We start from the raw sequence: 26693 nt of genomic DNA on the forward strand, positions 1-26693 counted from the left end.
GACCCGCCGGGCCCCTGGGAGCCCCGTCAGCGGTCGCCCATGTCACGTCCGCGCGGATGATCAGCCGGGAATACGGTCCGCGTCCCGCGCGGCCCGTCTCCGTCGTGCTCGTGCAGTTCCCTGACCAGGTCCTGGAGCTCGGAGCGCAGCCAGTCGCGGGTGGCGACCTCACCGAGGCCGATGCGCAGCGCGGCGATCTCCCTGGTCAGGTACTCGGTGTCAGCGATCGAACGTTCGTTCTGCTTGCGGTCCTGTTCGAGGTTGACCCGGTCGCGGTCGTCCTGACGGTTCTGCGCCAGGAGGATCAGCGGGGCGGCGTACGAGGCCTGCAGCGAGAGCATCAGCGTCAGGAAGATGAAGGGGTAGTTGTCGAAGCGCAGGTCACGCGGGGCGGAGACGTTCCAGACCACCCAGAGGATGATGGCGACGGTCATCCAGACGAGGAACGTGCCGGTGCCCAGGAACCGCGCGATCCGCTCCGAGAGCCGTCCGAAGGCCTCCGGGTCCCACTCGGGCAGGAACCTGGCCCTGCGCGGCAGCGGCAGGTCGAGACGCGTACGCGGGCGGGCGCTGGCCCCGGAGGGCGTGCGCTCCCGCTGGGGCACCCCGGGGGCCGATGTGCGCTCGCGTGCGCCCGCACCGGAGTGCGCCCGCTCACGCCCCGCGTGCCGCCCTCCCAGCCGCCCTTCCCGCCCCTCGCGTCCGTCCCGTTCAGGAACCACCGGCCGCCCCCTCGTCCTCGGCGACGCCGTCGTCCTCGTGCAGATGGAACTCCGTCTCCCGCCAGTCCTCGGGCAGCATGTGGTCCAGTACGTCGTCCACGGTCACCGCGCCGAGCAGCGACCCGCTCTCGTCGACCACGGGCGCCGCGACCATGTCGTACGTCGCGAAGAACCCGGCGACGGCGCGCAGCGCGGCCTCCGGGTCCAGCGGCTGGAGACCGTCGTCGAGGATCGCGCTGACGAGGGTGTACGGAGGGTCCCGCAGCAGCCGCTGGAAGTGGACCGTGCCCAGGTACTTGCCGGTCGGGGTCTCGTCCGGCGGCCGGCACACGTACACCTGGGCGGCCAGCGCGGGGGACAGGTCGGCGTTGCGGACCCGGGCGAGCGCGTCGGCGACGGTCGCGTCCGGGCGCAGCACGATCGGCTCGGTGGTCATCAGGCCGCCGGCCGTCTTCTCCTCGTACGCCATGAGCCGCCGTACGTCCGCCGCGTCGTCCGGCTGCATCAGCGTCAGCAGCCGCTCCTGCTCCTCCTCCGGGAGTTCGGCGAGGAGGTCGGCGGCGTCGTCCGGGTCCATGGCCTCCAGGACGTCGGCGGCCCGCTCCTCCTTGAGCTTGCCGAGGATCTCGATCTGGTCGTCCTCGGGCAGCTCCTCCAGGACGTCGGCGAGCCGGTCGTCGTCTAGGGCGGCGGCCACCTCCGCCCGGCGCTTGGGGGAGAGGTGGTGCAGCACGTTGGCGAGGTCGGCCGGGCGGAGCTGCTCGAAGGTCGCGAGGAGGTTCTCGGCGCCCTGCCCGTGCTCCTCCAGCGAGAACCCGGTGACCGCCGACCACTCCACGGTCAGAGTCTCGCCCTTGTGCCGCCGGAACGCCCCGCCCTTGCCCTTGCGGACGAACACCCGGTCGATCTCCCAGTCCCGGCGGGCCGGCAGCTGCTGCACCGAGACGTCGAGGACCGTCACCTCCTCGCCCGTCTCCACGAGCTGTACCCGGCGGTCCAGCAGTTCCCCGATGACGAGGCGCTCGGTGGGGCGCTGCTCGAACCGGCGCACGTTCACGACACCGGTGGTGATGACCTGGCCCGACTCGACGCCGGTGATTCGGGTCATGGGCAGGAAGATCCGGCGGCGGGTGGACAGTTCGACGACCAGACCGAGCAGTCGCGGCGGTTTCCGGCCCACCCGCAGGATGGCCACCAGGTCGCGGACGCGGCCCACCTGGTCGCCGTTCGGGTCGAAGACGGCGACGCCGGAGAGGTGGGAGACGAAGATCCGGGGCGCCACCGCCGCCATGAGCCGCCCCTTTCCTTCCCGTCGAGAGGGGATTGTCCGCCGAGGACGGCTTCAGGCTAGCCCGTCCCGATCGGATATGCCCTGGTGAGCGGTGCGGACGGACTGGCTCCGTGGTGTGCCGGGAGCCCCGGTACTCTGCGGTACGCCTGGACTCCCCACGAAGAGGTGCATCGCCTGTGACTGTGATTCCCCGTACCCGAAGGGCCGCACTGGTGAGCGCCGTCTGCACCCTCGTGGTCGGCGGGCTGGGGCTCACCGGATGCAGTGAGGATCCCGACGAGGGCACGAACGGGGTCGGCAAACTGGAACCCGCAAAGATCCAGAGCAAGACCAAGGCGGCCGCCACGGCTGCGGACACGGTCCGACTGTCCGGGGCAGTGGTGAGCAATGGCAGGACCTACAAGCTGGACATGCGCCTGAAGGAGGACGGCGGCACCGGTTCGGTGACGTCCGAGGGGTCCACCTTCCGGCTGCTGAAGGTCGGCGAGCACCTCTTCCTCAAGGCCGACAAGGACTTCTGGGACCACCAGGACTCCGGGAAGAACGGCGGGGACCACGACGAGTCGGAGACGGCCGCGGCGGACAAGCTGGACGGCATGTACGTGAAGGTGCCGACCGGAGACCCCGCCTACAAGCGCTTCAGCGGCTTCACCGACAAGGACGTCCTCCTCAACAGCCTGCTCACCCTGCACGGCTCGCTGTCCACGGACGGCCACCACGAGCAGTCCGGCACCCGCACCATCCGCATCACCGGCGACAAGGGCTCCGGCGGCACCCTCGACGTCTCCCTGGAGGGCACTCCCTACCCCCTCCGCCTCGTCCGCGCCGGCGACGCCGGCACCATCCTCCTCACCGACTGGGGCAAGGACTTCGCCCTCAAGGAACCGGACGAAAAGTCGGTCGTCGACTACGGCCAGCAACTGCCGACGTCGTAGCGGGGAACAGCACGGGCCGGGAGCCCGGCGGCGCCGGCGCACGAGAGACGGCGAGCGCCACCCCCGTCCCGTGCCACGCCGGGGCAGATCCAGTGCGGGGGTCTACGGCGTGCGTCGGTCGCCCGCGTTGCCGCGGCGGTCCACGGCCTGCGTCACCCGACCGCGTCGCTCCGCCGGTGCACAGCCCGCGCCCGACCGGACGCGCCGTTCAGCTGCCCGTTTCTGCGGCAGCCGAGCGGGCTCCTGCGTCGCCGCACTCCGCCTGGACTCACCCCTTCCTTCGCGGCGGCGATCAGCCGCGGCGGTGGTGCCGGGCAAGCCGTGCCCGTAAACCAGCAGCCCACTCCCGGCCGGCGACACACAGTCGGCCTTGATCAGGCTGGGCCCTGCTGCTTCCGCTTGCGGCGGCCGAAGAGCAGGCGTGGGACACCGGCCGGAATCGGCTGACGGGTCGTCGCGGGCGTCGGGAGCGGGGCCTCGGCCAGGTCGCCGTCGGGCAGCGGCAGGATCGACCCCGTCGGCTCCAGGCGGAGCACCCGGCACTCACGGGCCCAGCGGCCCGGCATCGCCTCGCCGTCGGGGGCGTTGAGCCGCTTGCCCTTGAGCTCGGCCACGGCGGCCTCCCACCCGGGGGAGCCGGGGACCAGTTCGACGACGTTCGCGGCCCAGCCGACCAGCCGCCCACCCTTGTCCTTGCTGCGGACGGTCACCACGGCCGAGCCCCCGTCGACCAACCCCGGCAACGGCTGCTCACCGGCCCCGTCACCGACCACACACGCCGCGCCCTCGTGCCAGACGTGCCACAGCGCGCGCGACGACCCACCCGGCCCACGCACCCAGACGAGCCCGGACTTCTTGGTGGCCTCTTCGACGAGGGCCTGATCGAGCAGCGCGTCGGCGGTCGGGGCTTCGTCGGTCAACGGGTCGGCGGTCATGGAGGCAGCCTAACCGTGCCCCCTAGAACCGACCGTGCCCCACTCGAAGGCCGCCGCCCCGCTGCCCGGCTCCCCGCTCCCCGCTCCCCGCTCCGCCGGCCTACAGCCACCCGTTGCGCTTCAGCGTGCGGTGGATGACGAGGCAGAGCGCGACCGTGACACCGAGGACCACCGGGTAGCCGAACTTCCACTGCAGCTCCGGCATGTACTTGAAGTTCATGCCGTAGACGCCGCACACCATCGTCGGTACGGCGATGATGGCCGCCCACGACGTGATCTTGCGCATGTCCTCGTTCTGCGCCACGGAGGCCTGCGCCAGATTCGCCTGGAGGATCGAGTTGAGGAGCTCGTCGAAGCCGACGACCTGCTCCTGGACGCGGGCGAGGTGGTCGGCCACATCACGGAAGTACTTCTGGATGTCCGGGTCGATCAGCCGCATCGGCCGCTCGCTCAGCAGCTGCATGGGGCGCACCAGCGGCAGCACCGCACGCTTGAACTCCATGACCTCGCGCTTGAGTTGGTAGATCCGGCCGGCGTCGGTGCCACGGGGTGTGCCCTTGCGCCCGGGGGAGAAGACCTCGGTCTCCACCTCGTCGATGTCGTCCTGCACGGCGTCCGCGACCGCCACGTACCCGTCGACGACGTGGTCGGCGATGGCGTGGAGCACGGCCGAGGGACCCTTGCCGAGCAACTCCGGGTCGTCCTGCAGCCGGTGACGCAGTGCCCGCAGTGACCCCTGTCCGCCGTGCCGCACGGTGATGAAGAAGTCCCGCCCGGTGAAGCACATGACCTCGCCGGACTCGACGACCTCGCTGGTGGCGGTGAGTTCGTCGTGCTCGACGTAGTGGATCGTCTTGAAGACGGTGAACAGGGTGTCGTCGTAGCGCTCCAGCTTCGGCCGCTGGTGCGCGTGCACCGCGTCCTCCACGGCGAGCGGGTGCAGCCCGAACTCGGCGGCGATACCGGAGAATTCGGCCTCGGACGGCTCGTGCAGGCCGATCCAGACGAAGCCGCCGTCGCGGCGCACCTGACGGATCGCCTCATGCGGGGTCAGGTTGCGCTCGAAGGCGACACGCGCCCCGTCGCGGTAGACGGCACAATCCACGACGGCCGTCGCCGCCTCCGCCGGACGCGTGGCGTCGTACACGCCGCCGTCCTTGCGCAGCGACAGACGCGAGGGCCGGGCCGGGCGGACCGCGGCGCGCAGGTTGTGGATCATCGACATGAGCAGGCTCCTTCGCAACGAAAGGCCGCCGACGACGGTTGGAACTACCCGGAATGGGGACGTTTTGACTTCGGATGTTTGGCACGTCCACAAAGCGGGGAGCACCGCACCGTCGCGGTGACAGCTTCGCTTGATTCAGATCAGGCGACGTCCGACCGGTGAGAGCCGGTGACTTCTGATCGGCGATTCAGATCAAGACGGGAAAGAAGTGCTCTTCCGATGCGCGACGACCGACGAGCGGCAGGGCGCGATGAGAGGTGACAGCCGGCGGAGCCAGAGATACGGCTACGGCGAGAGCTACGGAACTCGGTGGGCGGAAGAGCGGGTCGTACTGCACGATCGACTTCGGTCCATCGCAGCCCCACCTCCTCCGGCCGGTCCCTCGTAAGGGACGTTCCATACCCCGTTCGGGGTTCCCCGTAGGGGAGTCAGTCTTTTCGGTTCGGGACGCGAGGGCTTGAGAAAGACGCTCTGCGTGCTGCCCGCATGCTGTCCCGACCGGCGGCCCAGAGTAACAGTCGGCTGTGGTGTCAAGGCGCCTGTTTGCCGGTTCCTGACGAGTTCTATGCTCGGCTCATGGCTGATGTTCTTCCGTTGGTGGAGGCCCGTTTGCGCACCGCGCTGGGCGAACCGGACGCGCGCGCCGCGGTCACCTTCCTCGGCACGGACCGCATCGAGGTGCTCCGTTTCGCCGACGGCGACGTGGTCCGTTACGCCACGCTCGGTATGGCCGCCCAGCCGATGGCCGACCCCGCGGCGGTCCTCGCCGACCCCGTCAAGGGCCCTCGCGCCGAGCTGGTCCTGTCCGTGCGGCACGGCGTCGCCGACACCGACAAGGTGCTCCGCCCGCTCGCCGTGCTCGCCGCGTCACCGCAGGTCGAGGGGGTGATCGTGGCCCCCGGCGCCTCCCTCGACGTGGGCGGCCCGCTCTGGCCGGGAGCCCCCTTCACCTCCGTCCTCGTCGCCGAGTCCGGCGGCCTGGTCGAGGACCTCGAACTCGACGCCCCCGCCGACCCCGTACGGTTCCTGCCCCTCCTGCCGATGACCGCCAACGAGGCCGCCTGGAAGCGGGTGCACGGCGCCCAGGCCCTCCAGGAGCGCTGGCTCACCCACGGGACGGACCTCCGCGACCCGACCCGCAGGTCCGTCCCTCTGGACTGATCGGCCGCCCGGCATGACTTCCCCGTGTGACGGACGGCACGCCGCACGTGACCGGAGCGCGCTCGACGACTGGCCGAAAATCGCCGCTTCCCTTGGCTGTGTGGGTAGTTGATTCCGTTGGTCGGTCCGATGGGCCGCCCGCTGTCCGCAGGCCGGCGTCCGTGCGCGGAATGTGACGCGCACACGCCGGACGGGTGATCGTCCTTGACGCGAGCAAGTACGGGGAGGACCGTTGGGCCCTATGAGGGGCGAACCCAGTTGCCCGAAGTGTGGTGGCCGGGTCAGGGCTCCCGGCCTCTTTGCCGACTCCTGGCAGTGCGCCGCGCACGGGCCGGTGCACCCGCTGCAGCCCGTGATCCCGCCCAGCGTCGAGGCCCTCAGCGTCGTGGTGCACCGTGCCAAGGTGCCGGTCTGGATGCCATGGCCGCTGCCCGTGGGCTGGCTGTTCACGGGTGCCGCCTTCGCCGGGGACGACCGCAGCGGCGGACGGGCCACGGCAGTCGCCTGTTCCGGTCCCGGCCCGCTCGGGGGCGTCGGAGAACTCGTCCTCATCGCCGAGGAGCTCGGCGTCGGCCTCGGTGCGCGCTACGCGGGCATCGACGGTCCCGACCCCGGGCCGTACCTGAGCGTCGAGAAACCGCCTCAGGCGAAGGTGCTCGCCGCGGGCCGGCCGACGCCGCTGTGGCATGTCACCGGTACGCCGGACGACCGTGCGGTCTTCGCGGGGGAGGCGCTGGGGCTGTGGCTGTGGGCCATCGTGTGGCCCGAGCAGACGGGGCTGCTGATGTACGACGAACTGGTGCTGACGGACCTGCGGGACGCGGGCGCGGAGGTGGAGCTGTTGCCGTGCGGGGCGCTCTCGCCGCGGATCCTTGAGCCTTGAGCCTTGAGCCTTGAGTCCTGGGCCGTGAGCCCTGAGGCGCCCGGGTGGCCGACGGTGAGTTCCGGGGGGCGGGGTGCCGGGCGGACGAGCCTGCCATCGGCAGGCAGCCGCTGACGCGACCGGACACCCCGGGTCATGAGGCGCGACTCGTGTAGGGGGCGCTGATGGGTTTTGGGTGTGACAAGGGTGGTTCGGAAGGGCGCTATCCTTGACCATCCGCTTCCGTTTCGTCTGCGCCTGGAGTCCGAGTCGTGCGTATCGATCTGCACTGCCACTCCACGGCCTCCGACGGTACGGACACCCCGGCGGAGCTGGTGCGCAAGGCGGGGGCGGCCGGACTGGACGTCGTCGCGCTGACCGACCACGACACGACGCGTGGGCACGCCGAGGCGATCGCCGCGCTGCCGGAGGGGCTCACGCTGGTCACCGGCGCCGAGCTGTCGTGCCGCCTCGACGGGGTCGGCCTGCACATGCTGGCCTACCTGTTCGACCCCGAGGAGTCCGAGCTGCTCGCCGAGCGCGAGCTGGTCCGCGACGACCGGGTGCCGCGGGCTCGCGGGATGATCGCCAAGCTGAACGCACTGGGCGTGCCGGTGACCTGGGAGCAGGTCGCGGGGATCGCCGCCGGCGGTTCCGTGGGGCGCCCGCACGTGGCCACCGCCCTCGTCGAACTCGGCGTCGTACCGACCGTGAGCGACGCCTTCACCGAGCAGTGGCTCGCCGACGGCGGCCGCGCCCACGTCGAGAAGCACGAGACCGACCCCTTCGAGGCGCTCCGGCTGATCAAGGGGGCCGGCGGCGTCGCCGTCCTCGCCCACCCCGCCGCCGTCAAGCGCGGCCGGACCCTACCGGAATCCGCCATCGCCGAGCTGGTCGCCGCGGGGCTCGACGGCATCGAGGTCGACCACATGGAGCACGACACGGCGACCAGGGCACGGCTGCGCGGCCTGGCGAAGGAGCTGGGGCTGCTCACCACCGGGTCCTCGGACTACCACGGCAGCCGCAAGACCTGCCTGCTCGGTGAGTACACGACCGACCCCGAGGTGTACGGGGAGATCACCCGCCGGGCCACCGGGGCGTTCCCCGTCCCGGGAGCAGGCGGAGTGCGCTAGCTCGTCCCGTCCGTCTGCGTCGCACGGCACCCGGCTGCTGCCGGGCACGCCCACAAGGTTCCGCCCTGCGGAACGATTGCCCACAGTGGTTATCGCCATCACACTGGGCTGCCCTCTTTCCTCCGTTCTTCACTCCCGCAAGGCACCCCTGTGTTCGATCTTGCTGTTTTCGGTTCCCTCTTCCTCACCCTCTTCGTGATCATGGATCCCCCCGGGATCACCCCGATCTTTCTCGGACTCACCGCCGGGCGGCCCGCTCGGACGCAGAAGCGGATGGCCTTCCAGGCCGTCTGCGTGGCCGGGGGTGTGATCACGATCTTCGGACTGCTCGGACACCAGATCCTGGACTATCTGCATGTGTCCGTGCCGGCGCTGATGATCGCGGGCGGGCTGCTGCTTCTGTTGATCGCGCTCGATCTGCTGACCGGCAAGACGGACGAGCCGACGCAGACGAAGGACGTGAACGTCGCACTCGTCCCGCTGGGGATGCCGCTGCTGGCCGGTCCCGGCGCGATCGTGTCGGTGATCCTGGCTGTGCAGAAGGCGGACGGCGTGGCCGGTCAGGTGTCCGTGTGGGTCGCCATCCTGGCGATCCACGTCGTGCTCTGGCTGACGATGCGGTACTCGCTGCTGATCATCCGGGTCATCAAGGACGGCGGTGTGGTGCTGGTGACCCGGCTCGCGGGCATGATGCTCTCCGCGATCGCCGTGCAGCAGATCATCAACGGCGTCACCCAGGTCGTACAGGCCGCCTAGTCCACGCCTGGTCCAGGTGTTGCAAAGCCCCGTACGGCATCGATGCCGTACGGGGCTCTGAAGTGTGAACGGATCCGCTGCTACGAGGCGGTCACGTCGGCCGGGCGGATCCAGAGGCGCTGCCCGATGGCGGCGGCCTGCTGCACGATCCGGTTGACGGAGGCGGCTTCCACGACGGTGCTGTCCACGGGTGTGCCGCTGACATCGTCGAGTCGCAGGATTTCGAAGCGCAAGGGCTTCTCCCTTCGTCTGGTCATCCTCCTGAGGAGAACTACTGGTGGCGGTTCGCGGGTCATCGGTGCCCGTGTTCCATATGGAGTCAACGGTATGCATGTTACAAACATTCCTTACGCTAAGGAAAATTTTCGAGAAGCTAATTACTAGCCGGTAAGTGATGTGGGGGTATGTCTACCGACAGGCGGGAAGACTGATTGGGACCGGTTGTGTTCGCAGCGTGACCGCCGGGACAATGGTGGTGATGAACGACGACCTCACGGCGCTCGGCGCCCGCATCGAACGTACGAACGAGTTGCTTCATCGCATGCTCGCCGAGGTGGCGAAGACGCCCTCGACACATGCGATCTTCGTCGATGCCGGGTATCTGTACGCGGCCGTGGGGCGGCTCGTCGCGGGGACGGAGGACCGGCGGTCCTTCGACCTCGACGCGGAGGGACTCATCGACGCGCTGATCGACAAGGCGCGCACGATCTTCGCGGACAGCCGACTGCTGCGGGTCTACTGGTACGACGGGGCACGCCGCCGCATCCATACGGCGGAACAGCAGTCGATCGCCGAACTGCCGGACGTGAAGGTGCGACTCGGCAACCTCAACGCCAACAACCAGCAGAAGGGCGTCGACTCCCTCATCCGCACCGATCTGGAGTCACTGGCCCGGCACCGCGCGATCAGCGACGCGGCGCTCATCGGCGGCGACGAGGACTTGGTGTCGGCGGTCGAGGCGGCGCAGGGGTACGGGGCGCGGGTCCACCTGTGGGGCATCGAGGCTCCCGAGGGCCGCAACCAGGCCGATCCGCTGCTCTGGGAGGTCGACAGTCAGCGGACCTTCGACCTCGACTTCTTCAAGCCGTACGTGTCACGGCGGGCCGCCGCCACCTACGAGACCCCCACCGGCCCTCGCCCCACCCGTGAGGACGTCCGCTTCGTCGGCGCGCAGATCGCCGCGAAGTGGCTCGCCTCCCGCGGCCGGGAGCCCCTGCAGGAGCTTCTGCACAGCCACCCGTACCTTCCCGGCTCCGTCGACCAGGACCTGCTCGTCGAGGCGGAGGGGCTGCTCCAGTACTCGCTGCGGGGCCAGGCCGACCTGAGGAGGGCGCTGCGGGACGGCTTCTGGGAGCACCTGCGGGCGCAGTACTAGGGCGCGCTTCTGATGGCTCCTGGCCGGAGATCATCCGGCCGATCGGCGCCGCGCGAGGTGACTCGTGAGGCGCCGGCCGCCTCACCGGACTCGTCCGTAACCGCTCGCCAACGGCTTCAAGAGCCGTCGGAAACGGCCTGGCCACACCGAGGGCGACCAGAGGTCCCGATGTCGGGTCAGCCGGTGGCGATCCGGTCCCAGAAACCGATGAGGGCGTCCGCCGTCGCCGTCGGCTGGTCGGTGTTCGGCGAGTGTTCGGCGTCACGGATGACGGTGCGGTGGGCGTGCAGGCGCACGGCCATGTCGTCGAGGAGCGGAATCGGCCAGGTGTCGTCGCGTTCGCCGGACAGGACGTGCTTGGGCAGGTCCACGGCGGCGAGTTCGGCGACGCGGTCCGGTTCCTCGCAGAGCTGGCGGCCTGTCGCGATGAGCTGGGCGGGGCTGGTGGCGAGCCAGCGGCGGCGCAGGTCGGCGCGGTCGTCCAGCCCCTCGTCGAGGGCTCCCGTCTCGGTCTCCTCCGGTTCCGGCGCCTCCATGGCCTGGATGGCGTCCCACACCTGCTCCATGTCCATCACGGCCAGGGCATCCCGCAACAGCTTCACGCGCTGCTGCTGGCCGCCCGAGATCCGGGCGGGGCCGGAAGCCATGAGGGTGAGCGAGGCGAACGGGGAGGCGTCCAGCAGCAGGGCGGCGCGGGAGATCTGACCGCCGAGGGAGTGGCCGACGAGATGCAGGGGGGTGCCGTCGCTCACGGCCTCCGCCTGGGCGAGCAGATCCTTCGCCAACTCCGCCTGCGCGTACGGCGCTTCGTCCTCCTCGGCCCCCGGGCTCTCGTGCTGCCCGCGGCCGTCCACCGCCACCGACCGGTACCCGGCCTCCGCCAACGGCTCATGCAGCGCGATGAAGTCCTCCTTGCTCCCGGTGAACCCCGGTACGAGCAACACGGTCCCCTTCACCGCCGCCCCCGCCTCGATCACGGCGAACTCCCCACGAGGGGTACGCAGAAGGTGGGCCCTGGCACCGGCGGGCGGGGTGAAGGTCGGGGGACGGCTCATGGGGGGAGGGTAACCGGCCCACGAACCCGACGGTCGCGCCACCCCTGCGACCCCGAGGGCCGGTCGTCGGGTGCGGGTGGGCGGGGGCTGGTCGACAGCGTGGGGCGCGCCCACGGTTCTCAGGGGCGCGGGGAGTCGAGCGATCAACCACACACGGCCTGCACCCGTCCCCGACAACAGCCCTCACCGAGCTACCAGGCGCCAAGGAGGAAAAAATGGGGGCACAGTCCCTGGAGGAAGGGGCAGGCATGGGCGGTGGGGGCGAGAACCCCTTGGAACGCCGAAGGCCCGGCCCCGAAAAGGGACCGGACCTTCACTCGGCTGTTCGGCTCAGCCCTCCGTGGGCTCCACGGCAGCCGCGGCCTTCCGAGCACGACGACGCGGCGCCGGAGCCTCGGCCGCCGCCTCGACGACAGCCGGAACCGCAGCCTTACGCGTACGACGCGGCTTCGTGGCCTGCTCCTCCGTCGGCTGGGCCGGAACCGCGCCCTCGGCCGTGGCCGCCGCCTTACGGGTGGTGCGGCGACGCGGCTTGGGCGCCTCGACGGTGTCGAGGGCGGTCTCGGCGGCGCTGTCCGTCGCCTCGACGGTGGCTGCGGCGGTCTTGCGCGTGCGGCGTCGGGGTGTGGCCGGAGCCTCTTCGGCGGCGGTCTCCTCGACCACGGCCTCGGCGGGCGCGGCGACCTTGCGGGTGCGGCGACGCGGCGCGGCCGGAGCCTCGGCGGCGACCGCACCCTCGGCCGTGTCGAGCGCGGCCTCGGCAGCGGGCGCCACGGCGGCCACCGCGGCCTTGCGGGTCCGACGGCGAGGCGTGGCCGGAGCCTCCTCGGCGACAGCCTCCACCACGCTCTCGGCGGCTTCCGCCACGCTCTTACGGGTGCGGCGACGCGGCTTGGGCGCCTCGACGGTGTCGAGGGCGGTCTCGGCGGCGCTGTCCGTCGCCTCGACGGTGGCTGCGGCGGTCTTGCGCGTGCGGCGTCGGGGTGTGGCCGGAGCCTCTTCGGCGGCGGTCTCCTCGACCACGGCCTCGGCGGGCGCGGCGACCTTGCGGGTGCGGCGACGCGGCGCGGCCGGAGCCTCGGCGGCGACCGCACCCTCAGCGGTGTCGAGCGAGGCTTCCGCGCCGGCCACGGCCTCGGGAGCCTCGGCGGCCTCCACCGACTTGCGAGTGCGGCGGCGACGCGGCTTCGAGGCTTCCTCGCCCGACTCGGCAGGTGCGCCCGAGACGGTCTCGACCACGGCCTCGGCCCGCTCGGCCGACGTGCTCTCGACCGCGGTCTCGGCGCCGGGGTTCGCACCGGCGCCGGCGCGGGTACGGCGGCGACGGCGAGGTGTACGGGGCTCGGACTCGGCGGAGCCGGTACCCGGCGTCTGCGCGGACTCCGAGGGCTTGGTGACCGCGGCGGCCTCCGGGGACGCCCCGTCGACGCTGGAACCACTGCGCGTACGGCGGCGACTGCGCGGCGTACGCGCCGGGCGCTCACGCTCGCGCTCGGCGGACGACGGGCCGGAGGAACGGCCGCCGCGACCGCGCGGACCGCGCCCGCCCGGCTCACCGAGGTCTTCCAGCTCCTCGGCGTCCAGCCCGGCCCGGGTGCGCTCGGAGCGCGGCAGGACACCCTTCGTGCCCGCCGGGATATTGAGCTCCTCGAAGAGGTGCGGGGAGGTGGAGTACGTCTCCGGCGGGTCGTTGAACCCGAGGTCCAGCGCCTTGTTGATGAGCTGCCAGCGCGGGATGTCGTCCCAGTCGACGAGAGTGACCGCGATGCCCTTGGCACCCGCGCGGCCCGTACGGCCGATGCGGTGCAGGTAGGTCTTCTCGTCCTCGGGGGACTGGTAGTTGATGACGTGGGTGACGCCCTCGACGTCGATGCCGCGGGCTGCGACGTCGGTGCAGACGAGGACGTCCACCTTGCCGTTGCGGAAGGCGCGCAGGGCCTGCTCGCGGGCGCCCTGGCCGAGGTCGCCGTGGACCGCGCCGGAGGCGAAGCCCCGCTGCTTGAGCTGGTCGGCGAGGTCGGCCGCCGTGCGCTTCGTACGGCAGAAGACCATGACCAGTCCGCGGCCGTCGGCCTGCAGTATGCGCGAGACCAACTCGGGCTTGTCCATGTTGTGCGCGCGGTAGATGTGCTGAGAGGTGTTCGCGACCGTCGCGCCCTCGTCGTCCGGGGCCGTGGCGCGGATGTGCGTCGGCTGGGACATGTAACGGCGGGCCAGGCCGATGACCGCGCCCGGCATCGTCGCCGAGAACAGCATCGTCTGGCGCCGGGCCGGAAGCATGTTGATGATCTTCTCGACGTCGGGCAGGAAGCCCAGGTCGAGCATCTCGTCGGCCTCGTCGAGGACCAGGCACTTGACGTTCTTCAGGTTCAGCTTCTTCTGGCCCGCAAGGTCGAGAAGCCGCCCAGGGGTGCCGATGACGACGTCGACGCCCTTCTTGAGGGCCTCCACCTGGGGCTCGTAGGCGCGGCCGCCGTAGATCGCCAGGACGCGCACGTTGCGCACCTTGCCGGCGGTCAGCAGGTCGTTGGTGACCTGGGTGCACAGCTCGCGCGTGGGGACGACGACGAGCGCCTGCGGCGAGTCGACGAGGTCCTCGGGCTTGGCGCGGCCGGCCTCGACATCGGCGGGGACGACGACGCGCTCGAGGAGCGGGAGGCCGAAGCCCAGCGTCTTGCCGGTGCCGGTCTTGGCCTGGCCGATGATGTCGGTGCCGGTGAGGGCGACCGGGAGCGTCATCTCCTGGATGGGGAAGGGGGTGAGGATGCCGACGGCCTCAAGGGCCTCGGCCGTCTCGGGGAAGATTCCGAGATCTCGGAAAGTCGTAGTCAGGGTGCTGCCTCTTCTGTGTACGCGGTGTGAGGCGAGCGCGGGGGTCGTGTCGGACCGTGCCGGGGACGTCGGCCGCCTCACGGGCGGACCGTGTGGCACGGGACCACTGCCGACGCTCTAGCGCTCATACCGCTGAGGGGTTCCCTCCGGACGCCGTACGCAGAGTGCCGTACGGAAAAGGAGGGCTGTCGGGTCGGAGCCGATCGGGCCACCGACCGGGCATCCTCATGCGTGCGGCCTGTCGAGACACGGTCGAACTACGTCGACGTACCAGCAGGCGCATTACCACCATACCCCGGAATCGCGCATATGCGATGGCCGATTTGGTCACGTAGTCGTCGTCACACTGAAGGGCACACTGAGTGACCGGGCCCTTCCGCCTTGCGCGGAGCGGGCTATTGTGCGCTGCATGACCACGTCTGACAAGCCTGAGAACGCCACCGGCAGCGAGTCCGCCGACGCCGCCGACACCGCCGAGGTCACCGGGATCGCCGCCCAGGACTGGGCCCGGGCCTCCGCCGACCCGCAGTACCGCGCCGCGGTGGTGGACCTGCTGGGCGCGCTGGCGTACGGGGAGCTGGCGGCGTTCGAACGGCTCGCGGAGGACGCGAAGCTGGCGCCGACCCTCGTCGACAAGGCCGAGCTGGCCAAGATGGCGGCGGCCGAGTTCCACCACTTCGAGAGGCTCCGGGACCGGCTCACCGAGGTGGGCGAGGAGTCGACGCGTGCCATGGAGCCGTTCGTCGACGCGCTCGACGGCTTCCACAGGCAGACCGCGCCGTCGGACTGGCTGGAGGGGCTCGTCAAGGCGTACGTCGGCGACTCGATCGCCAGCGACTTCTACCGGGAGGTCGCGGCGCACCTCGACTCGGACACGCGCGGGCTGGTGCTCGCGGTGCTGGACGACACGGGGCACGCCGGGTTCGCCGTGGAGAAGGTGCGGGCCGCGATCGACGAGGATCCGCGCGTGGGCGGGCGACTGGCGCTGTGGGCACGGCGGTTGATGGGGGAGGCGCTGTCGCAGTCCCAGCGGGTGGTGGCCGACCGCGACGCCTTGTCCACGATGCTCGTGGGGGGTGTCGCCGACGGGTTCGATCTGGCCGAGGTGGGGCGGATGTTCTCGCGGATCACCGAGGCGCACACCAAACGGATGGCTGCGCTGGGCCTCGCGGCCTGAGTGGGGGCGCCCAGGGCGCTTCTGATGGCTCTTGGTCGGAGATCATCCGGCCGATCGGCGCCGCGCGAGGCGACTCGTGAGGCGCCGGCTGCCTCACCGGACTCGTCCGTAACCGCTTACCAACGGCTTCAAGAGCCGTCAGAAACGGCCTATTCGTCGTGGGGGGACTCGCCGTCCGGTGGGTGCGGGTGCTTCATGGCTGTTCGCGCAGTTCCCCGCGCTCCCGGACGGGGCTTCGTCCCTGTCCGCGGTTCGTCACGCCGTCGCTGAGCTGCTGCGTCGAAATCGTTCCGTCGGGCGCAGGAGCAGGGACAGGGAGGCGGCTGCCATGACCAGTGCGCCGGTGAGGATCAGCGGGTAGTTCGCGGAGCCCAGTGCCGTGTGGGTGAGGAAGGCGCCGAAGAGGGCGCCGGCGGTGCCGGTCGGGAGGACCAGGGTGCGGGACGGCAGGCGGTGGGGGAGGCGGTAAGCGGCGGCGCAGGCCAGGGCGAAGCCGAGGAGCGCGGATCCGAGTGCTTCCAAGAACATGATCGGGTTCCCTCCCGCACGGCCTGGCCTGGGCAAATCGGTCGTAGCCGGTACTACCCGCGAGCCGCGGCACGCAATCATCGTCTGTGGACGAGATGTAGTCGCTCTGTGCGGTTCGGCCCGTGGGAGCCATGAGGAGCGGGCGTACGGAGGGGCCCGGTGGTTTCACACCACCGGGCCCCTCCGTATACCTCTTGTGCCTTGTGCCTCGTGACTACAGCGCGCTGAAGCCCACCTTGCGGACGGCCGACTCGCCGATGTCGATGTAGGCGAGACGGTCGGCCGGGATCAGCACCTTGCGTCCGTGCTCGTCCGTGAGGCTCAGCAGCGCCGTCTTGCCGGTCAGCGCATCGGCAACGGCACGCTCGACCTCCTCGGCACTCTGACCGCTCTCCAGAACGATCTCGCGGGGCGCGTGCTGCACGCCGATCTTGACCTCCACGGCTATGTCCCTCCGACGGTCAGTGAAGTGCGCGGGCTTCCGCGCCGTACGCAGCACACATTAGCCCGGTGAGGGGACGTACACGCTCCGCCTGAGAACGCCAGGAGCGAACAGGGCGTGGGAACAAAACCGCGGACCGGGGCCGGGTCGCGCGGCCGGTCCGGGGTCGCACGCTCGATGCCGTCGGCGGTATCGGCGATCAGCGCTGTCGATCACTGCTGGTCGATGCCGTGCAGGGGGAAGCCCGCGATGCCCCGCCAGGCCAGCGAGGCCAGCAGCTGCACCGCCTGCTCGCGCGGGACGCTGCGGTCACTGTGCAGCCAGGACCGTGCCACCACCTGGGAGAGGCCGCCCAGGCCCGAGGCGAGGAGCATCGACTCCGCGCGAGAGAGACCGGTGTCCTCGGCGATGACGTCACAGATGGCCTCCGCGCACTCGTTGGTGACCTTGTCCACGCGCTCGCGCACGGCGGGCTCGTTCGTCAGGTCCGACTCGAAGACCAGCCGGAACGCGCCGCCCTCGTCCTCGACGTACGCGAAGTAGGCGTCCATCGTGGCCCGGACGCGCTGCTTGTTGTCGGTCGTCGAAGCGAGCGCGCCGCGCACGGACTGGATGAGGGATTCGCAGTGCTGGTCCAGCAGGGCCAGATAGAGGTCGAGCTTGCCGGGGAAGTGCTGGTAGAGCACCGGCTTGCTGACTCCGGCACGCTCGGCGATGTCGTCCATCGCGGCCGAGTGGTAGCCCTGGGCCACGAAGACTTCCTGGGCGGCGCCCAGCAACTGGTTCCGTCGGGCTCGGCGCGGCAGGCGTGTGCCCCGCGGGCGCGCCGCCTCTGTCTGCTCGATGGCTGTCACGCCGCCTCCCAAGATCGTCCACATGCGGGTGTGCGCCGCGCCGCCATCGTACTTTTCGGTAACCCGGGTGTGCGCGGTGCGAGCGCAGAATTTCACGGACCGGACGTAGGGGATAGTGCCGCATGCCGCATTAAACAGGGGTGTAGCGGGCACGGAGAAGCTCTTTCTCGCCGCCGGGCGTCGTTCCTGGTGAGGATCGGGTTACCGGTAGTCCTCCTCATCGAGGGAGACCACGCGGGCCTGTTCCGCCAGGTCGGCCTCGTTGGCGGCGCTCGGATCGGCGTCGGTCAGCGGGTCGTCCCGCTTCTGTGTCCAGTCCGTGCGCTGCTCGGCGGCATCGGCCTCGGGGGCCTCGACGTCTTCGAGCTCCACGGGGTCCTCCTCGACGAAGGTGTCGGGTTCGGTCGGGTCTACGGCCATCGCGGGTTCCCCTTCCTGGTGCGCCCTGGTCCGCCGGAACGTCCTCGAAGGCGGCGGGGGCCACGTACGGGTGCCCTGTTCGCGAGCCTGGATGCCCTGCTTATGAGCCTAGGAGAAGGGTGATAGTGGCGCTATGCGGTCCCTGTGCGGTCCCGGCGGTGGGTGCTCCCCGCCCGTACCCCATGGCGAGTGGCTGATTTGTGTCCTGATCTGTGACGGCGAACACATGAGTCACTGCGTGATCGTCTCGTAACATTGCCCGCATGTCTTCGCCCGAGCCACCGTCCCTGCCGACCGCCACCGCGTCGCCGAAGGCGAGCGCAGTGCGTGTGGCGCCCGGGGAACAGCTGAGGTCGGTAAGGCTGCCCGGGATCACGCTGTCGGTGCGGTCGAGACCGCCGGCGCGCGAGGGACTGCCGCCCGCCCTCTACGTGCACGGCCTGGGCGGATCCTCGCAGAACTGGTCCGCGCTGATGCCTTTGCTCGACGGACTCGTGGACAGCGAGGCGCTCGATCTGCCCGGCTTCGGCGACTCGCCGCCACCGGACGACGGTAATTACTCCCTCACGGGACACGCGCGCGCGGTCATTCGCCACCTCGACGCAGCCGGGCGCGGTCCTGTCCACCTCTTCGGCAACTCCCTCGGCGGCGCGATCGCGACCCGTGTCGCCGCCCTCCGCCCCGATCTCGTCCGCACCCTGACCCTCGTGTCGCCCGCCTTGCCGGAGCTTCGCGTGCAGCGGACCGCCGTGCCGACCGCGATGCTCGCGCTGCCGGGTATCGCGGCGCTCTTCACCCGTTTCACCAGGGGCTGGAGCGCCGAGCAGCGCGTACGGGGCGTTACTGCACTCTGTTACGGCGACCCCGGCCGCGTGACGGACGAGGGCTTCCGCAACGCTGTCGAGGAGATGGAGCGGCGGGTCCAGCTGCCGTACATGTGGGACGCGTTGACGCGTTCCGCCCGGGGGTTGGTGGACGCCTACACCCTGGGCGGGCAGCACTCGCTCTGGCGTCAGGCGGAGCGAGTCCTCGCCCCGACCCTCCTTGTCTACGGCCGCCGCGACCAACTCGTCGGCTACCGGATGGCCCAGCGCGCCGCCCGCTCCTTCCGCGACTCCCGCCTTGTCTCCCTGCCGGACGCGGGGCATGTCGCGATGATGGAGTATCCGGAGGTTGTTGCCGCCGCGTTCCGTGAACTGCTCGCGGATACGGGGAAGTCGGGCGGCGGGGCGGATTCGGTGTCGATGGGGTCGGGGTCGGGGTCGGGTGGCTGGGATCCGGGTGTGGATTCGCCTGTGGCTGCGGCTTCGTTGAGTTCGGCTGGTGCTGGTGCTGGTGCTGGTGCTGGTGCTGGTGCTGCGGGTTCGGTGTCGGTTGACGCTTCGAATGACGGTGGTTCGGTGGGCGGCGGCCGCCTGGCCGGTGCCGACAGTGCCCGATCGGCCACCGAAGGGCCTCCAGCGGGCTCTGCCGGCGTGGGGAGCTGAGGCGCGGCGTGGGACGGCACAGCCGCAAGGGGCGGGCGCCGAAAGGCGACACAAACGATATAAGGGAAGCCCGGACGGCGGCGTCCGCCGGGGCAGGCGACCGCGGACCGGCGACGCAGCGGGTACCGAGGGTCCAGGGAGTGCAGGGGGCCCAGGGCGTGGGCGGACCGGCTCCTCCGGCCGCCAGGGACGCTGCGGCTGCGGCTGCGTCGTCGGCAGGAGGGAAACCGCCGGGCGGTCCCCCGCCGCGCCGCAGGTACGGCCAGGCTCCCGGTCAGGGGATGCCGCAGTTCAACGCAAGTGCGCCTGGGCGGCAGGGTCCGCGTCTCCCCGATGCCACCCCCGCGCACGGCTTCCCGCGCCTTCCGGATGGCGCCCCGGCGCACGCCGTCCCCCGTTTCGCCGACGGCACTCCGGCGCACGGGTTTCCACGCCTTCCTGACGGCACTCCGGCGCACGGGGTGCCGCGCCTTCCGGACGGCACGCCCGCACAGGGCTTCCCACGGTTCCCGGACGGCACCCCGGTCCGTGGCTACCCACCGAGTCGTGGTGGGCACCCCGAGCAGCGTGAAGCGGGCGGCGGTTGGGGGCACTTGGGTGGTGGTGGGCCCCGGACGGGTGCCGGACACGGCGTGGCGCAAGGGGCTCCGCAAGGGGCCCCGTATGGTGTGCCGGGCGAGGCGCCACTCCCCGGTGCCCCGTACGGTGAGCCTCCGGAGCGTTCCGGCCGCCGCATCCCCATTCCCCGGCAGCGGCAGGAGACCATGCCCCCCGGTGGCCCCCGCCAGGCCTATCTGGACGCCTTCGACGAGGTCGACGACGTCTTCGCACCCGGTCGGACACACCGTGCCGCGCCGGGGGCCGATGCCGACCACCGGGTCGAGGTGGCTCTCGAAGAGAAGCCGCTGCACGAGGCGCACGAGGGGCCACTGCAAGAGGAACCGCTGCAGCGGAAGCTGTCGCAACAGCAGGTGTCGCAGGAGCAGCCTCCGCGTGATGGGGCCGAGGGCGTCGGGGCGGCTAAGGGGGCCAAGGGGCGGGCGTTCGCCGGGATCGCTGCCGCCGCGGTCACGACCGTGCTGGCGGTGGTCGTGGGCGGACAGGTGGCCGGCGGACAGGACGAGACCGCCACGCAGTCGCAGGCCGCCGACGCCGGCGAGCGTGATGTGCGTGGCGCCTCGCGCAGCGACAACCGGCCCACACCGTCCGGTCCGCCGAGCCCGAGCGCGACCCCGCTGTCGTACGACCAGAAGATGGGCAAGGTGTACGCGCTGGCCGCGGATCTGGAGGGCGACGGGAAGTTCGATGCGGTCAGGGGCTTCGACAAGGCGCCGGGGACGGGACAGAAGTACCGCTACCGGGTCGATGTCGAGAAGGGCCTTGGGCTGGACGCCGAGCTGTTCGCCGAGGCCGTACAGAAGACCCTGAACGACGACCGGAGTTGGGCCCACAGCGGTGGTCGTACGTTCGAGCGGATCTCCTCGGGAACACCCGACTTCGTGATCACGTTGGCCAGCCCGGGAACCACCGCTTTCTGGTGCGCCAAGTCGGGGCTCGACACGACCGTGGACAACGTGTCCTGTGATTCGGCCGCCACGGAGCGCGTGATGATCAACGCGTACCGCTGGGCCCAGGGCTCCGAGACGTACGGCGATCAGATCCACGCGTACCGGCAGATGCTGATCAACCACGAGATCGGCCACCGCCTCGGCTACCCCCATGTGACCTGCGACAAGGACGGCGAACTCGCGCCCGTCATGCAGCAGCAGAGCAAGTTCCTGACGCAGGACGGGATCACGTGCAGGGCCAATCCCTGGCCCTACCCCGGTAGTTGACGGAAGCCCGCCCGGCGCCTGACACGGCGTGACCGAGTGATCCCCTAGCGCGACAAAACGCGTCCCGCTAGGGAAAGTTACGACCGTTCACCCCTTTTGGTGGTGCGATGGACAACCGTCCGTCGCACCACCGCCTTGTCCGCATACGTTCGTCCCGCTGCGAGCCGCCGGGTGAACGGCGGCTTCTCAAACGGGAGATCGGGGGTGCACGCGTGCGTATCGGACTGCTTACGGAGGGTGGCTATCCGTATGTGAGCGGTGACGCCAGGCTCTGGTGCGACCGACTCGTACGTGGGCTGGAGCGACACGAGTTCGACATCTACGCGCTCAGCCGGAGTGAGCGGCAGGAGGACGAGGGCTGGATCCCGCTGCCGCCGCAGGTCAGCCGGGTCCGTACGGCACCGCTGTGGACGGCCGAGGACGACGGGGTCGTCCACGGACGCCGGGCGCGGAGGTGCTTCGCGGAGGCGTACGGCGAACTGGTCGCGGCGGTGTGCTCGGGGGGAGCGGGCCGGGTCCACGGTGTTGCTGGTGAGGCCGGGCTACTCGGTGGGGCCGGTGGGGCCGGGGAGGCTTTCGAAGGCGGGGCCGACGCTGAGGCGGACCGTTTCGGCAACGCGCTGTACGGGCTCGCCGAGCTGGGCCGCGACGAGGGTGGGCTGGTCGGCGCGCTGCGCTCCGAGGTCGCCGTGCGGACCCTGGAGCGCGCTTGTCGCGCGCCGGGCGCACTGCGAGGGGCGCGCGAGGCACGCGTACCGGATCTGCTGACGGTCGCCGCACATCTCGAACGCGCCCTGCGCCCCCTGTCACTCGACTGGTACGAGGACGACGGGCTCGGCTCGGTCGACCTGTGCCACGCGGCGGCGGGCGGCTCGGCCGCACTTCCCGGGCTGCTGGCCCGTCACTTCCACGGGGTGCCGCTGCTGGTCACCGAGTACGGAGTGCCGCTGCGGGCGCACTACCTCGGGGCCTCGGGAGAGGCGCCGGTGCGCGCCCTGCTCGCGGCCTTCCACCGGCGACTGACCGCCGAGGTCTACCGGCAGGCCGCCTGCCTCACCCCCGGCAACACCCACGCCCGGCGCTGGCAGGAGCGCTGCGGCGCCGACCGCGCCAGGATCCGGACGGTCTATCCCGGCATGGACGCCGCCCGTTTCGCGGAGGTGGGCGAGTCCCTGGAGGGCGCGGATCCGTACACGCTGGTCTGGGTCGGCCGTATCGAGCCCGCCAAGGATCTGATCTCGCTGCTGCACGCCTTCGTCGAGATCCGCCGAGCGGAGCCCAAGGCGCGGCTCAGGATCGTCGGAGCGGCAGCGGGGTCCGAGGCCACCGCCTATCTGGGCCATTGCAAGGCCCTGGCCGCGCAGCTCTTCCCCGACGAGGCGGACGGCGTCCACGCGATCGGCTACAACCCCGTCTCCTTCGAGGAGATCGGCGACCCGGCAGTCCCCGACCTGGCCGAGGCCTATGCGGCGGGTGCGGTGGTCGTGTTGTCCAGCGTCGTCGAGGGCTTCCCGATCAGCCTGGTCGAGGCCATGTTCTGCGCCAGGCCGACGGTCTCCACCGACGTGGGCGCCGTCGTGGAGGTCATCGGCGGCACGGGCCTCGTCGTCCCACCGCGCAACCCGCGGGCGCTGGCCGAGGCGTGCGTGGCGCTTCTGCGGGAACCCGAGCGCCGTGCGCGCCTGGGCGCGGCCGCCCGCGCACGAGCCCTCGAACTCTTCACGGTGGAACAGAACGTCGCGGCATTTCGTGGCATCTACCTTGAGGTCGTCTCCCACGCCCCGGTGCGCAAGGTCGTCCTCGACGGGACCGGCGAACCACTGCCCTTCAGCGCCCCGGCGGAGGCCCACGTGCCCGGCCGCTGGACCGATCCCCGGCTGGTGGCGGGCGGCCTCGGGGTAGCGGGAGTCGCCGGTGTGGCAGGGGTAGCGGGGGTCGCCGGTGTCGCGGGCCTCGGCGGGGGTGCCGCCGGTCGGCCGCACTGGGCCCGCGGCGCGCCTGTGCGGGCGACGACGCCTGTGCGGGCGACGACGCATGCGCGAGCCACGGCATCGGTGCCGGTCACGACGCCGGCTGCAAGTTCTGATCCCGGCTCGGCGCCGGACTCCTCGCCCGACCCGGCACAGAGCCACGCGGCCGGCCAGGCTCCGGCGGCGGCACCTGCCACAACTGCGGCGTCGGCTTCGGCGTCCGATCCGGTCCGGGCTGTGGAGAGGCCTCCGGGCACAGCGGCCGGGGAGCCGGTTCCGGCGGGGGAGGGGGCGCGATGAGCGAGCTGCGGCTGGACGGGCTGGACGGGTTCGATGGGTTGGAGCGCTCGGACGTCATGGACCGCGTGGACGGGCTGGACCGCGCGGCAGGACTGGACCGAGTCGACCGACCCGACCGCATGGCCGGACTGGATGGGTCGGACGGGCCGGGCGGGTCGGACGGATCCGGCAGTGCGCCGGACGGGCCCGGTGGGTCGGACGGACCCGGTGGGTCGGCTGAGGTGAGCGCGTCGCGTTCGGGAGAGCGGTCGGGCGAGCCGGGCCCGGGAGGGCTGTCGGGTGAGCCCGGCGCCAAGGGCTCGCCCGGTCCGAAGCCCCTGCTGGATGCCATGACTTCGCCCGACCTCCTGGCAGCACATGACCTCGTAGCCCTGCCCGGCCCGACCCTCCGGCCGGGCGCCCGCTGCCCCGCCGCAGCCGAGCCCGAGGCCGCCCCCCGACGTGGTGGAGCCGATCCCGTGAAGGCTCTGATGCACCGGCACCGGGACCTCTGCGAGCGGGCGGTGGACTCCTTGGAGATCGCCGCCGGGCTGGAGGCGCACGGGGTGACCGACCGTACGGCTGCCCGCTTCCGCCACCGGGACGTGTTCTCACTCGCCGAGGAGATGTACGCGCGTGTGTCGCGTGACGGGGAGGAATCCACGGAGCGTGAGCCGGTGCCGGGTGCGCCCGGCGTGCGCGGCGGATGGGCCGTGCTGGCCCTCCTGCCGGGCTCCCTCTGCGCGGCGGCCGTCGTAGGAGTACGCCTCACCGACGGTCAACCCCGTCTCGCCGTCGCTGCCCTCGGCGCCCTCGCGGTGGCCCTCGGCCTCCGTGTGGCCCTCACCCGTGGCCCGCTGCGCGCTCCGGCCGACACGGCGGGCCGTACCCGCGCCTGGACCTGTTGGCTGATCACGTACGCCCTTCTCGGCGACGGCCTGCTCGCCGCCGGCCTCGACGGCGGCCCCCAGGGCGCCTGGCCCCTGGCCGAGGCCCCCGTGCTCGCGCTCGCCCTGTCCTGCGCCCCCGCAGTCTGGTCCGCCCACCTTCTCTCCGTAGGTGCCCGCCGCAAACTCGCCGCCAGCCGAGGCCTCGCGGAGTTCGCCGACTCCGTGAAGCCCCTGATTCTCGGAGTGTTCGCGCTCCACCTCTGTGCCCTAACCGCCCTGCTCGCGCTGTGCGGTGCAATCCTGCACGAGCCGGCCGGGTACGTCGGCGCGGGTGCCCTCGGCGTTCTCCTTCTGCTCGCCCGTCTCCTCATTGCGCACGGGTTCGCCCAGGTCCCGACCGTCACCCTCCGCGCAGCCGCTCTGGCCGAGGCGTTCACGCTGGGCACGGTCTTCGCAAGCCGCCTGCCCGGCTGCTCCCTCCTGGCCGTCCCTGTCGAGACCGTCGCCGACACCTGGGGGCCCGGGGCCGTCCCCGCCCTCGTGTGCGGCACCACCGCGCTCGCCCTGCTCGTCCACGCCACACGCACGCTGACCCGGGCCTCGGCCCACGCCCTGCCCTCCGGGGAGACCTGACCCACCTCGGACTTGCACGACGGTGGTACACCGCCGTGCAAGTCCGAGCCCGACCGATGCGCGGGACTTCCGTCCCGAGCGTCCCCTCCCGCGGGGCCGACACCGCGGGCCCACTCATCACCCACGGCACCACCCCATAAGGAGAACGCCAGATGATCACCTCCCGAACCGGAGAACCCGCCCCGGGAGCCGCCCGATGAGGGTCCTGCTGATCGGAGCCAACGGATACCTCGGCCGCTTCGTCGCCGAACGCCTGCTCGCCGACCCGGCCGTCCAGCTCACCGCGCTCGGCCGTGGCGACGACGCCGACGTACGGTTCGACCTCGCCACCGGCAGCCCAGGCGCGCTCACCCGCTTCCTGGACGCTGTCCACCCCGGAGTCGTCGTCAACTGCGCCGGCGCCACCCGCGGCGGCGCCCGCGAACTCACCCGGCACAACACCGTCGCCGTCGCCACCGTCTGCGAGGCCCTGCGCCGCAGCGGCTGCGGGGCCCGCCTGGTACAGCTCGGCTGCGGCGCCGAATACGGGCCCAGCCAGCCAGGCTCCTCCACCGCCGAGGACGCCGTGCCCCGCCCCGGCGGCCCGTACGGCGTGAGCAAGCTCGCCGCCACCGAGCTCGTCCTCGGCTCCGGCCTGGACGCCGTGGTCCTCCGCGTCTTCTCGCCTGCCGGACCCGGCACGCCGGCCGGTTCCCCGCTCGGCCGACTCGCCGAAGCCATGCGCCGCGCCATGCAGTCCGGCGACGGCGAACTCAAACTCGGCGGGCTCGGCGTCCAGCGCGACTTCGTCGACGTCCGCGACGTCGCCCGCGCCGTCCATGCCGCCTCGCTCTCCGCGGCCCAGGGCGTGATCAACATCGGCTCGGGTCGCGCCGTGCGTCTCCGCGACGCCGCGGCCGTCCTCGCCCGCGTGGCCGGCTACGGCGGCGCCCTCCACGAACTCGACTCCCCAACCGGCCCCCTCAGGCCCGCCATCGGCCACCCCCGCCCCGAACCGGACCACGCGGCCCCCGTCTCCTACCCCTACCCGGACGGCTGCGGCAGCTGGCAGCAGGCCGACGTCCGCACCGCTCGCGACCGGCTCGGCTGGCGGCCCAGGATCAACCTCGAGGAGTCCCTCGCCGACATCTGGATGGAGGCGGCGTGCCGTATCTGACCCCCGCCCCGTCCGGCATCACGAGCACCGGCCTAAGCCTCGGCTTCGGCATCCCCGGCTATGCGCACCCCCTCGTCGCCCCACTCGAGTGGGGCGAACTCACCCGCCCCGGCACCCCCCTGCACTGGGTCGTCCTGAACGTCTCCGACGGTCCCGGCAGCCGGCCCGACCCCCACTGCCTGGAAGCCGCCGGACGGCTGCGGAACGCGGGCGTCCGGGTCCTCGGTCACCTGGACGTGACCTACGGGGCGCGCACCTACGCCGAAATCGCCTTCGACGCGCGCCGCTATCTCGACTGGTACCGGATCGACGGCTTCCTCCTGGACCGCTGCCCCACCGAGCGCAGCGCCCTGCCCGAGACCGCCCGCACGGTCACCGCGCTCCGCGCACTCCTCGGCGGCGGTCACATCGTCCTCGGCCATGGCATCCATCCACATCCCGGGTATGCCGAGACCGCCGACCAACTGGTGACCTTCTCCGGGCCCTGGAACGACTACCGCTGGTCGCAGGTGGCCGAGTGGACCGCCGACCATCCGCCCGAGCGCTTCTGTCACTTCGTCCACGGTGTCCCGCGCGGCCACCTCGACGAGGCGCTGCGCATCGCCCGCTGGCAGGGCGCCGCCACGATCTACTTCACCGACCGCACGGACCGCGGCGGCCGGATCGACCCCTGGGAGGCGATGCCCGGCTACTGGGACGACATCGTCTCGCTGATTGGAACGGGTGTCTCGGAATGAAAG

General features: G+C 71.5%; 24 protein-coding genes. 13 read left to right on the forward strand and 11 right to left on the reverse strand.

The window, feature by feature from the left end; genetic code table 11:
• Positions 1–26: 26 nt before the first annotated feature.
• Together OG858_RS30250 and OG858_RS30255 are read right to left on the reverse strand one after the other, a co-directional pair.
• Positions 27–605 carry a DUF1003 domain-containing protein gene (locus OG858_RS30250; RefSeq protein WP_319066603.1) on the reverse strand — a complete coding sequence of 193 codons (579 nt, stop codon included), beginning with the start codon at positions 603–605 and terminating at the stop codon, positions 27–29.
• Positions 606–711: 106 nt separating this feature from the next.
• The gene (locus OG858_RS30255; RefSeq protein WP_319066522.1) at positions 712–2013 is read right to left on the reverse strand and encodes a magnesium transporter MgtE N-terminal domain-containing protein; all 1302 of its coding nucleotides are present in this window, start codon (positions 2011–2013) and stop codon (positions 712–714) included.
• A gap of 176 nt (positions 2014–2189) precedes the next feature.
• On the opposite strand from OG858_RS30255, the gene OG858_RS30260 reads away from it, so the two are divergent.
• The gene (locus OG858_RS30260; protein ID WP_086751019.1) at positions 2190–2948 is read left to right on the forward strand and encodes a hypothetical protein; all 759 of its coding nucleotides are present in this window, start codon (positions 2190–2192) and stop codon (positions 2946–2948) included.
• A 374-nt stretch (positions 2949–3322) separates the two neighbouring features.
• Here the strand turns inward: OG858_RS30260 and OG858_RS30265 are convergent, their stop codons facing one another.
• The gene (locus OG858_RS30265) at positions 3323–3883 is read right to left on the reverse strand and encodes a hypothetical protein (protein WP_086751020.1); all 561 of its coding nucleotides are present in this window, start codon (positions 3881–3883) and stop codon (positions 3323–3325) included.
• 100 nt (positions 3884–3983) lie between these two features.
• Positions 3984–5108, reverse strand: coding sequence for a magnesium and cobalt transport protein CorA (locus OG858_RS30270; RefSeq protein ID WP_319066523.1), 1125 nt, complete (start codon positions 5106–5108; stop codon positions 3984–3986).
• A gap of 576 nt (positions 5109–5684) precedes the next feature.
• On the opposite strand from OG858_RS30270, the gene OG858_RS30275 reads away from it, so the two are divergent.
• The 4 genes from OG858_RS30275 to OG858_RS30290 all read left to right on the forward strand — a co-directional run bounded on the left by OG858_RS30275 (position 5685) and on the right by OG858_RS30290 (position 9020).
• Complete coding sequence (locus OG858_RS30275; protein ID WP_086753645.1) at positions 5685–6269, forward strand: suppressor of fused domain protein; 585 nt, start codon at positions 5685–5687, stop codon at positions 6267–6269.
• A 241-nt stretch (positions 6270–6510) separates the two neighbouring features.
• The gene (locus OG858_RS30280) at positions 6511–7152 is read left to right on the forward strand and encodes a DUF6758 family protein (protein WP_037694964.1); all 642 of its coding nucleotides are present in this window, start codon (positions 6511–6513) and stop codon (positions 7150–7152) included.
• Between the two features lie 251 nt (positions 7153–7403).
• Positions 7404–8264, forward strand: coding sequence for a PHP domain-containing protein (locus tag OG858_RS30285; protein ID WP_319066524.1), 861 nt, complete (start codon positions 7404–7406; stop codon positions 8262–8264).
• A gap of 150 nt (positions 8265–8414) precedes the next feature.
• On the forward strand, positions 8415–9020 hold the full coding sequence (locus OG858_RS30290; RefSeq protein ID WP_037694967.1) for a MarC family protein: 606 nt from the start codon (positions 8415–8417) through the stop codon (positions 9018–9020).
• Positions 9021–9100: 80 nt separating this feature from the next.
• Here OG858_RS30290 and OG858_RS30295 read toward each other — a convergent pair whose 3' ends face one another.
• Positions 9101–9253, reverse strand: a complete 153-nt coding sequence (locus tag OG858_RS30295) for a hypothetical protein (RefSeq protein ID WP_020113966.1) — start codon at positions 9251–9253, stop codon at positions 9101–9103.
• Positions 9254–9489: 236 nt separating this feature from the next.
• On the opposite strand from OG858_RS30295, the gene OG858_RS30300 reads away from it, so the two are divergent.
• A complete protein-coding gene (locus OG858_RS30300) occupies positions 9490–10395 on the forward strand; it encodes an NYN domain-containing protein (protein WP_179201500.1) in 906 nt (301 codons plus the stop codon).
• A 176-nt stretch (positions 10396–10571) separates the two neighbouring features.
• On the opposite strand, the gene OG858_RS30305 is transcribed toward OG858_RS30300, so the two are convergent.
• Both OG858_RS30305 and OG858_RS30310 read right to left on the reverse strand, forming a co-directional pair.
• Complete coding sequence (locus tag OG858_RS30305; RefSeq protein WP_319066525.1) at positions 10572–11450, reverse strand: alpha/beta fold hydrolase; 879 nt, start codon at positions 11448–11450, stop codon at positions 10572–10574.
• A 330-nt stretch (positions 11451–11780) separates the two neighbouring features.
• A complete protein-coding gene (locus tag OG858_RS30310) occupies positions 11781–14363 on the reverse strand; it encodes a DEAD/DEAH box helicase (RefSeq protein ID WP_408059435.1) in 2583 nt (860 codons plus the stop codon).
• A 319-nt stretch (positions 14364–14682) separates the two neighbouring features.
• Here OG858_RS30310 and OG858_RS30315 point away from each other — a divergent pair, with 319 nt between their 5' ends.
• Entirely contained in the window at positions 14683–15459 is a 777-nt protein-coding gene (locus OG858_RS30315; protein ID WP_086747473.1) for a ferritin-like fold-containing protein, read from the forward strand.
• Positions 15460–15714: 255 nt separating this feature from the next.
• Here the strand turns inward: OG858_RS30315 and OG858_RS30320 are convergent, their stop codons facing one another.
• The 4 genes from OG858_RS30320 to OG858_RS30335 all read right to left on the reverse strand — a co-directional run bounded on the left by OG858_RS30320 (position 15715) and on the right by OG858_RS30335 (position 17703).
• The gene (locus OG858_RS30320) at positions 15715–15987 is read right to left on the reverse strand and encodes a hypothetical protein (RefSeq protein WP_037694974.1); all 273 of its coding nucleotides are present in this window, start codon (positions 15985–15987) and stop codon (positions 15715–15717) included.
• A gap of 214 nt (positions 15988–16201) precedes the next feature.
• Complete coding sequence (locus OG858_RS30325; RefSeq protein WP_037694977.1) at positions 16202–16429, reverse strand: DUF3107 domain-containing protein; 228 nt, start codon at positions 16427–16429, stop codon at positions 16202–16204.
• A 212-nt stretch (positions 16430–16641) separates the two neighbouring features.
• Positions 16642–17283, reverse strand: a complete 642-nt coding sequence (locus tag OG858_RS30330) for a TetR/AcrR family transcriptional regulator (RefSeq protein ID WP_086747474.1) — start codon at positions 17281–17283, stop codon at positions 16642–16644.
• Positions 17284–17484: 201 nt separating this feature from the next.
• Positions 17485–17703, reverse strand: coding sequence for a hypothetical protein (locus OG858_RS30335; protein ID WP_086747472.1), 219 nt, complete (start codon positions 17701–17703; stop codon positions 17485–17487).
• Between the two features lie 263 nt (positions 17704–17966).
• On the opposite strand from OG858_RS30335, the gene OG858_RS30340 reads away from it, so the two are divergent.
• The 6 genes from OG858_RS30340 to OG858_RS30365 all read left to right on the forward strand — a co-directional run bounded on the left by OG858_RS30340 (position 17967) and on the right by OG858_RS30365 (position 26690).
• Positions 17967–19190, forward strand: coding sequence for an alpha/beta fold hydrolase (locus tag OG858_RS30340; RefSeq protein ID WP_328544242.1), 1224 nt, complete (start codon positions 17967–17969; stop codon positions 19188–19190).
• A 281-nt stretch (positions 19191–19471) separates the two neighbouring features.
• Entirely contained in the window at positions 19472–21025 is a 1554-nt protein-coding gene (locus tag OG858_RS30345; protein ID WP_456243140.1) for a DUF3152 domain-containing protein, read from the forward strand.
• A 212-nt stretch (positions 21026–21237) separates the two neighbouring features.
• Positions 21238–23295: a DUF3492 domain-containing protein gene (locus OG858_RS30350; RefSeq protein WP_328544240.1), complete on the forward strand. Its 2058-nt coding sequence runs from the start codon at positions 21238–21240 to the stop codon at positions 23293–23295.
• On the forward strand, positions 23292–24797 hold the full coding sequence (locus OG858_RS30355; RefSeq protein ID WP_373420930.1) for a hypothetical protein: 1506 nt from the start codon (positions 23292–23294) through the stop codon (positions 24795–24797). Before OG858_RS30350 ends, OG858_RS30355 begins: the two co-directional genes overlap by 4 nt.
• Positions 24798–24993: 196 nt before the next feature.
• Positions 24994–25953: an NAD-dependent epimerase/dehydratase family protein gene (locus OG858_RS30360; protein ID WP_319066530.1), complete on the forward strand. Its 960-nt coding sequence runs from the start codon at positions 24994–24996 to the stop codon at positions 25951–25953.
• Positions 25941–26690, forward strand: coding sequence for a spherulation-specific family 4 protein (locus OG858_RS30365; RefSeq protein ID WP_319066531.1), 750 nt, complete (start codon positions 25941–25943; stop codon positions 26688–26690). Before OG858_RS30360 ends, OG858_RS30365 begins: the two co-directional genes overlap by 13 nt.
• Positions 26691–26693: the final 3 nt, after the last annotated feature.

Origin of the sequence: Streptomyces europaeiscabiei (assembly GCF_036346855.1) — a bacterium.
Classification (GTDB): Bacteria; Actinomycetota; Actinomycetes; order Streptomycetales; family Streptomycetaceae; genus Streptomyces; species Streptomyces europaeiscabiei.

Coding starts and splice junctions, on each gene's coding strand:
- OG858_RS30305 (WP_319066525.1), bottom strand. CDS start 11,450: ATGAGCCGTCCCCCGACCTTCACCCCGCCCGCCGGTGCCAGGGCCCAC.
- OG858_RS30300 (WP_179201500.1), top strand. CDS start 9,490: ATGGTGGTGATGAACGACGACCTCACGGCGCTCGGCGCCCGCATCGAA.
- OG858_RS30320 (WP_037694974.1), bottom strand. CDS start 15,987: ATGTTCTTGGAAGCACTCGGATCCGCGCTCCTCGGCTTCGCCCTGGCC.
- OG858_RS30355 (WP_373420930.1), top strand. CDS start 23,292: ATGAGCGAGCTGCGGCTGGACGGGCTGGACGGGTTCGATGGGTTGGAG.
- OG858_RS30345 (WP_456243140.1), top strand. CDS start 19,472: ATGCCGCAGTTCAACGCAAGTGCGCCTGGGCGGCAGGGTCCGCGTCTC.
- OG858_RS30270 (WP_319066523.1), bottom strand. CDS start 5,108: ATGTCGATGATCCACAACCTGCGCGCCGCGGTCCGCCCGGCCCGGCCC.
- OG858_RS30360 (WP_319066530.1), top strand. CDS start 24,994: ATGAGGGTCCTGCTGATCGGAGCCAACGGATACCTCGGCCGCTTCGTC.
- OG858_RS30335 (WP_086747472.1), bottom strand. CDS start 17,703: ATGGCCGTAGACCCGACCGAACCCGACACCTTCGTCGAGGAGGACCCC.
- OG858_RS30275 (WP_086753645.1), top strand. CDS start 5,685: ATGGCTGATGTTCTTCCGTTGGTGGAGGCCCGTTTGCGCACCGCGCTG.
- OG858_RS30280 (WP_037694964.1), top strand. CDS start 6,511: ATGAGGGGCGAACCCAGTTGCCCGAAGTGTGGTGGCCGGGTCAGGGCT.
- OG858_RS30265 (WP_086751020.1), bottom strand. CDS start 3,883: ATGACCGCCGACCCGTTGACCGACGAAGCCCCGACCGCCGACGCGCTG.
- OG858_RS30340 (WP_328544242.1), top strand. CDS start 17,967: ATGTCTTCGCCCGAGCCACCGTCCCTGCCGACCGCCACCGCGTCGCCG.
- OG858_RS30255 (WP_319066522.1), bottom strand. CDS start 2,013: ATGGCGGCGGTGGCGCCCCGGATCTTCGTCTCCCACCTCTCCGGCGTC.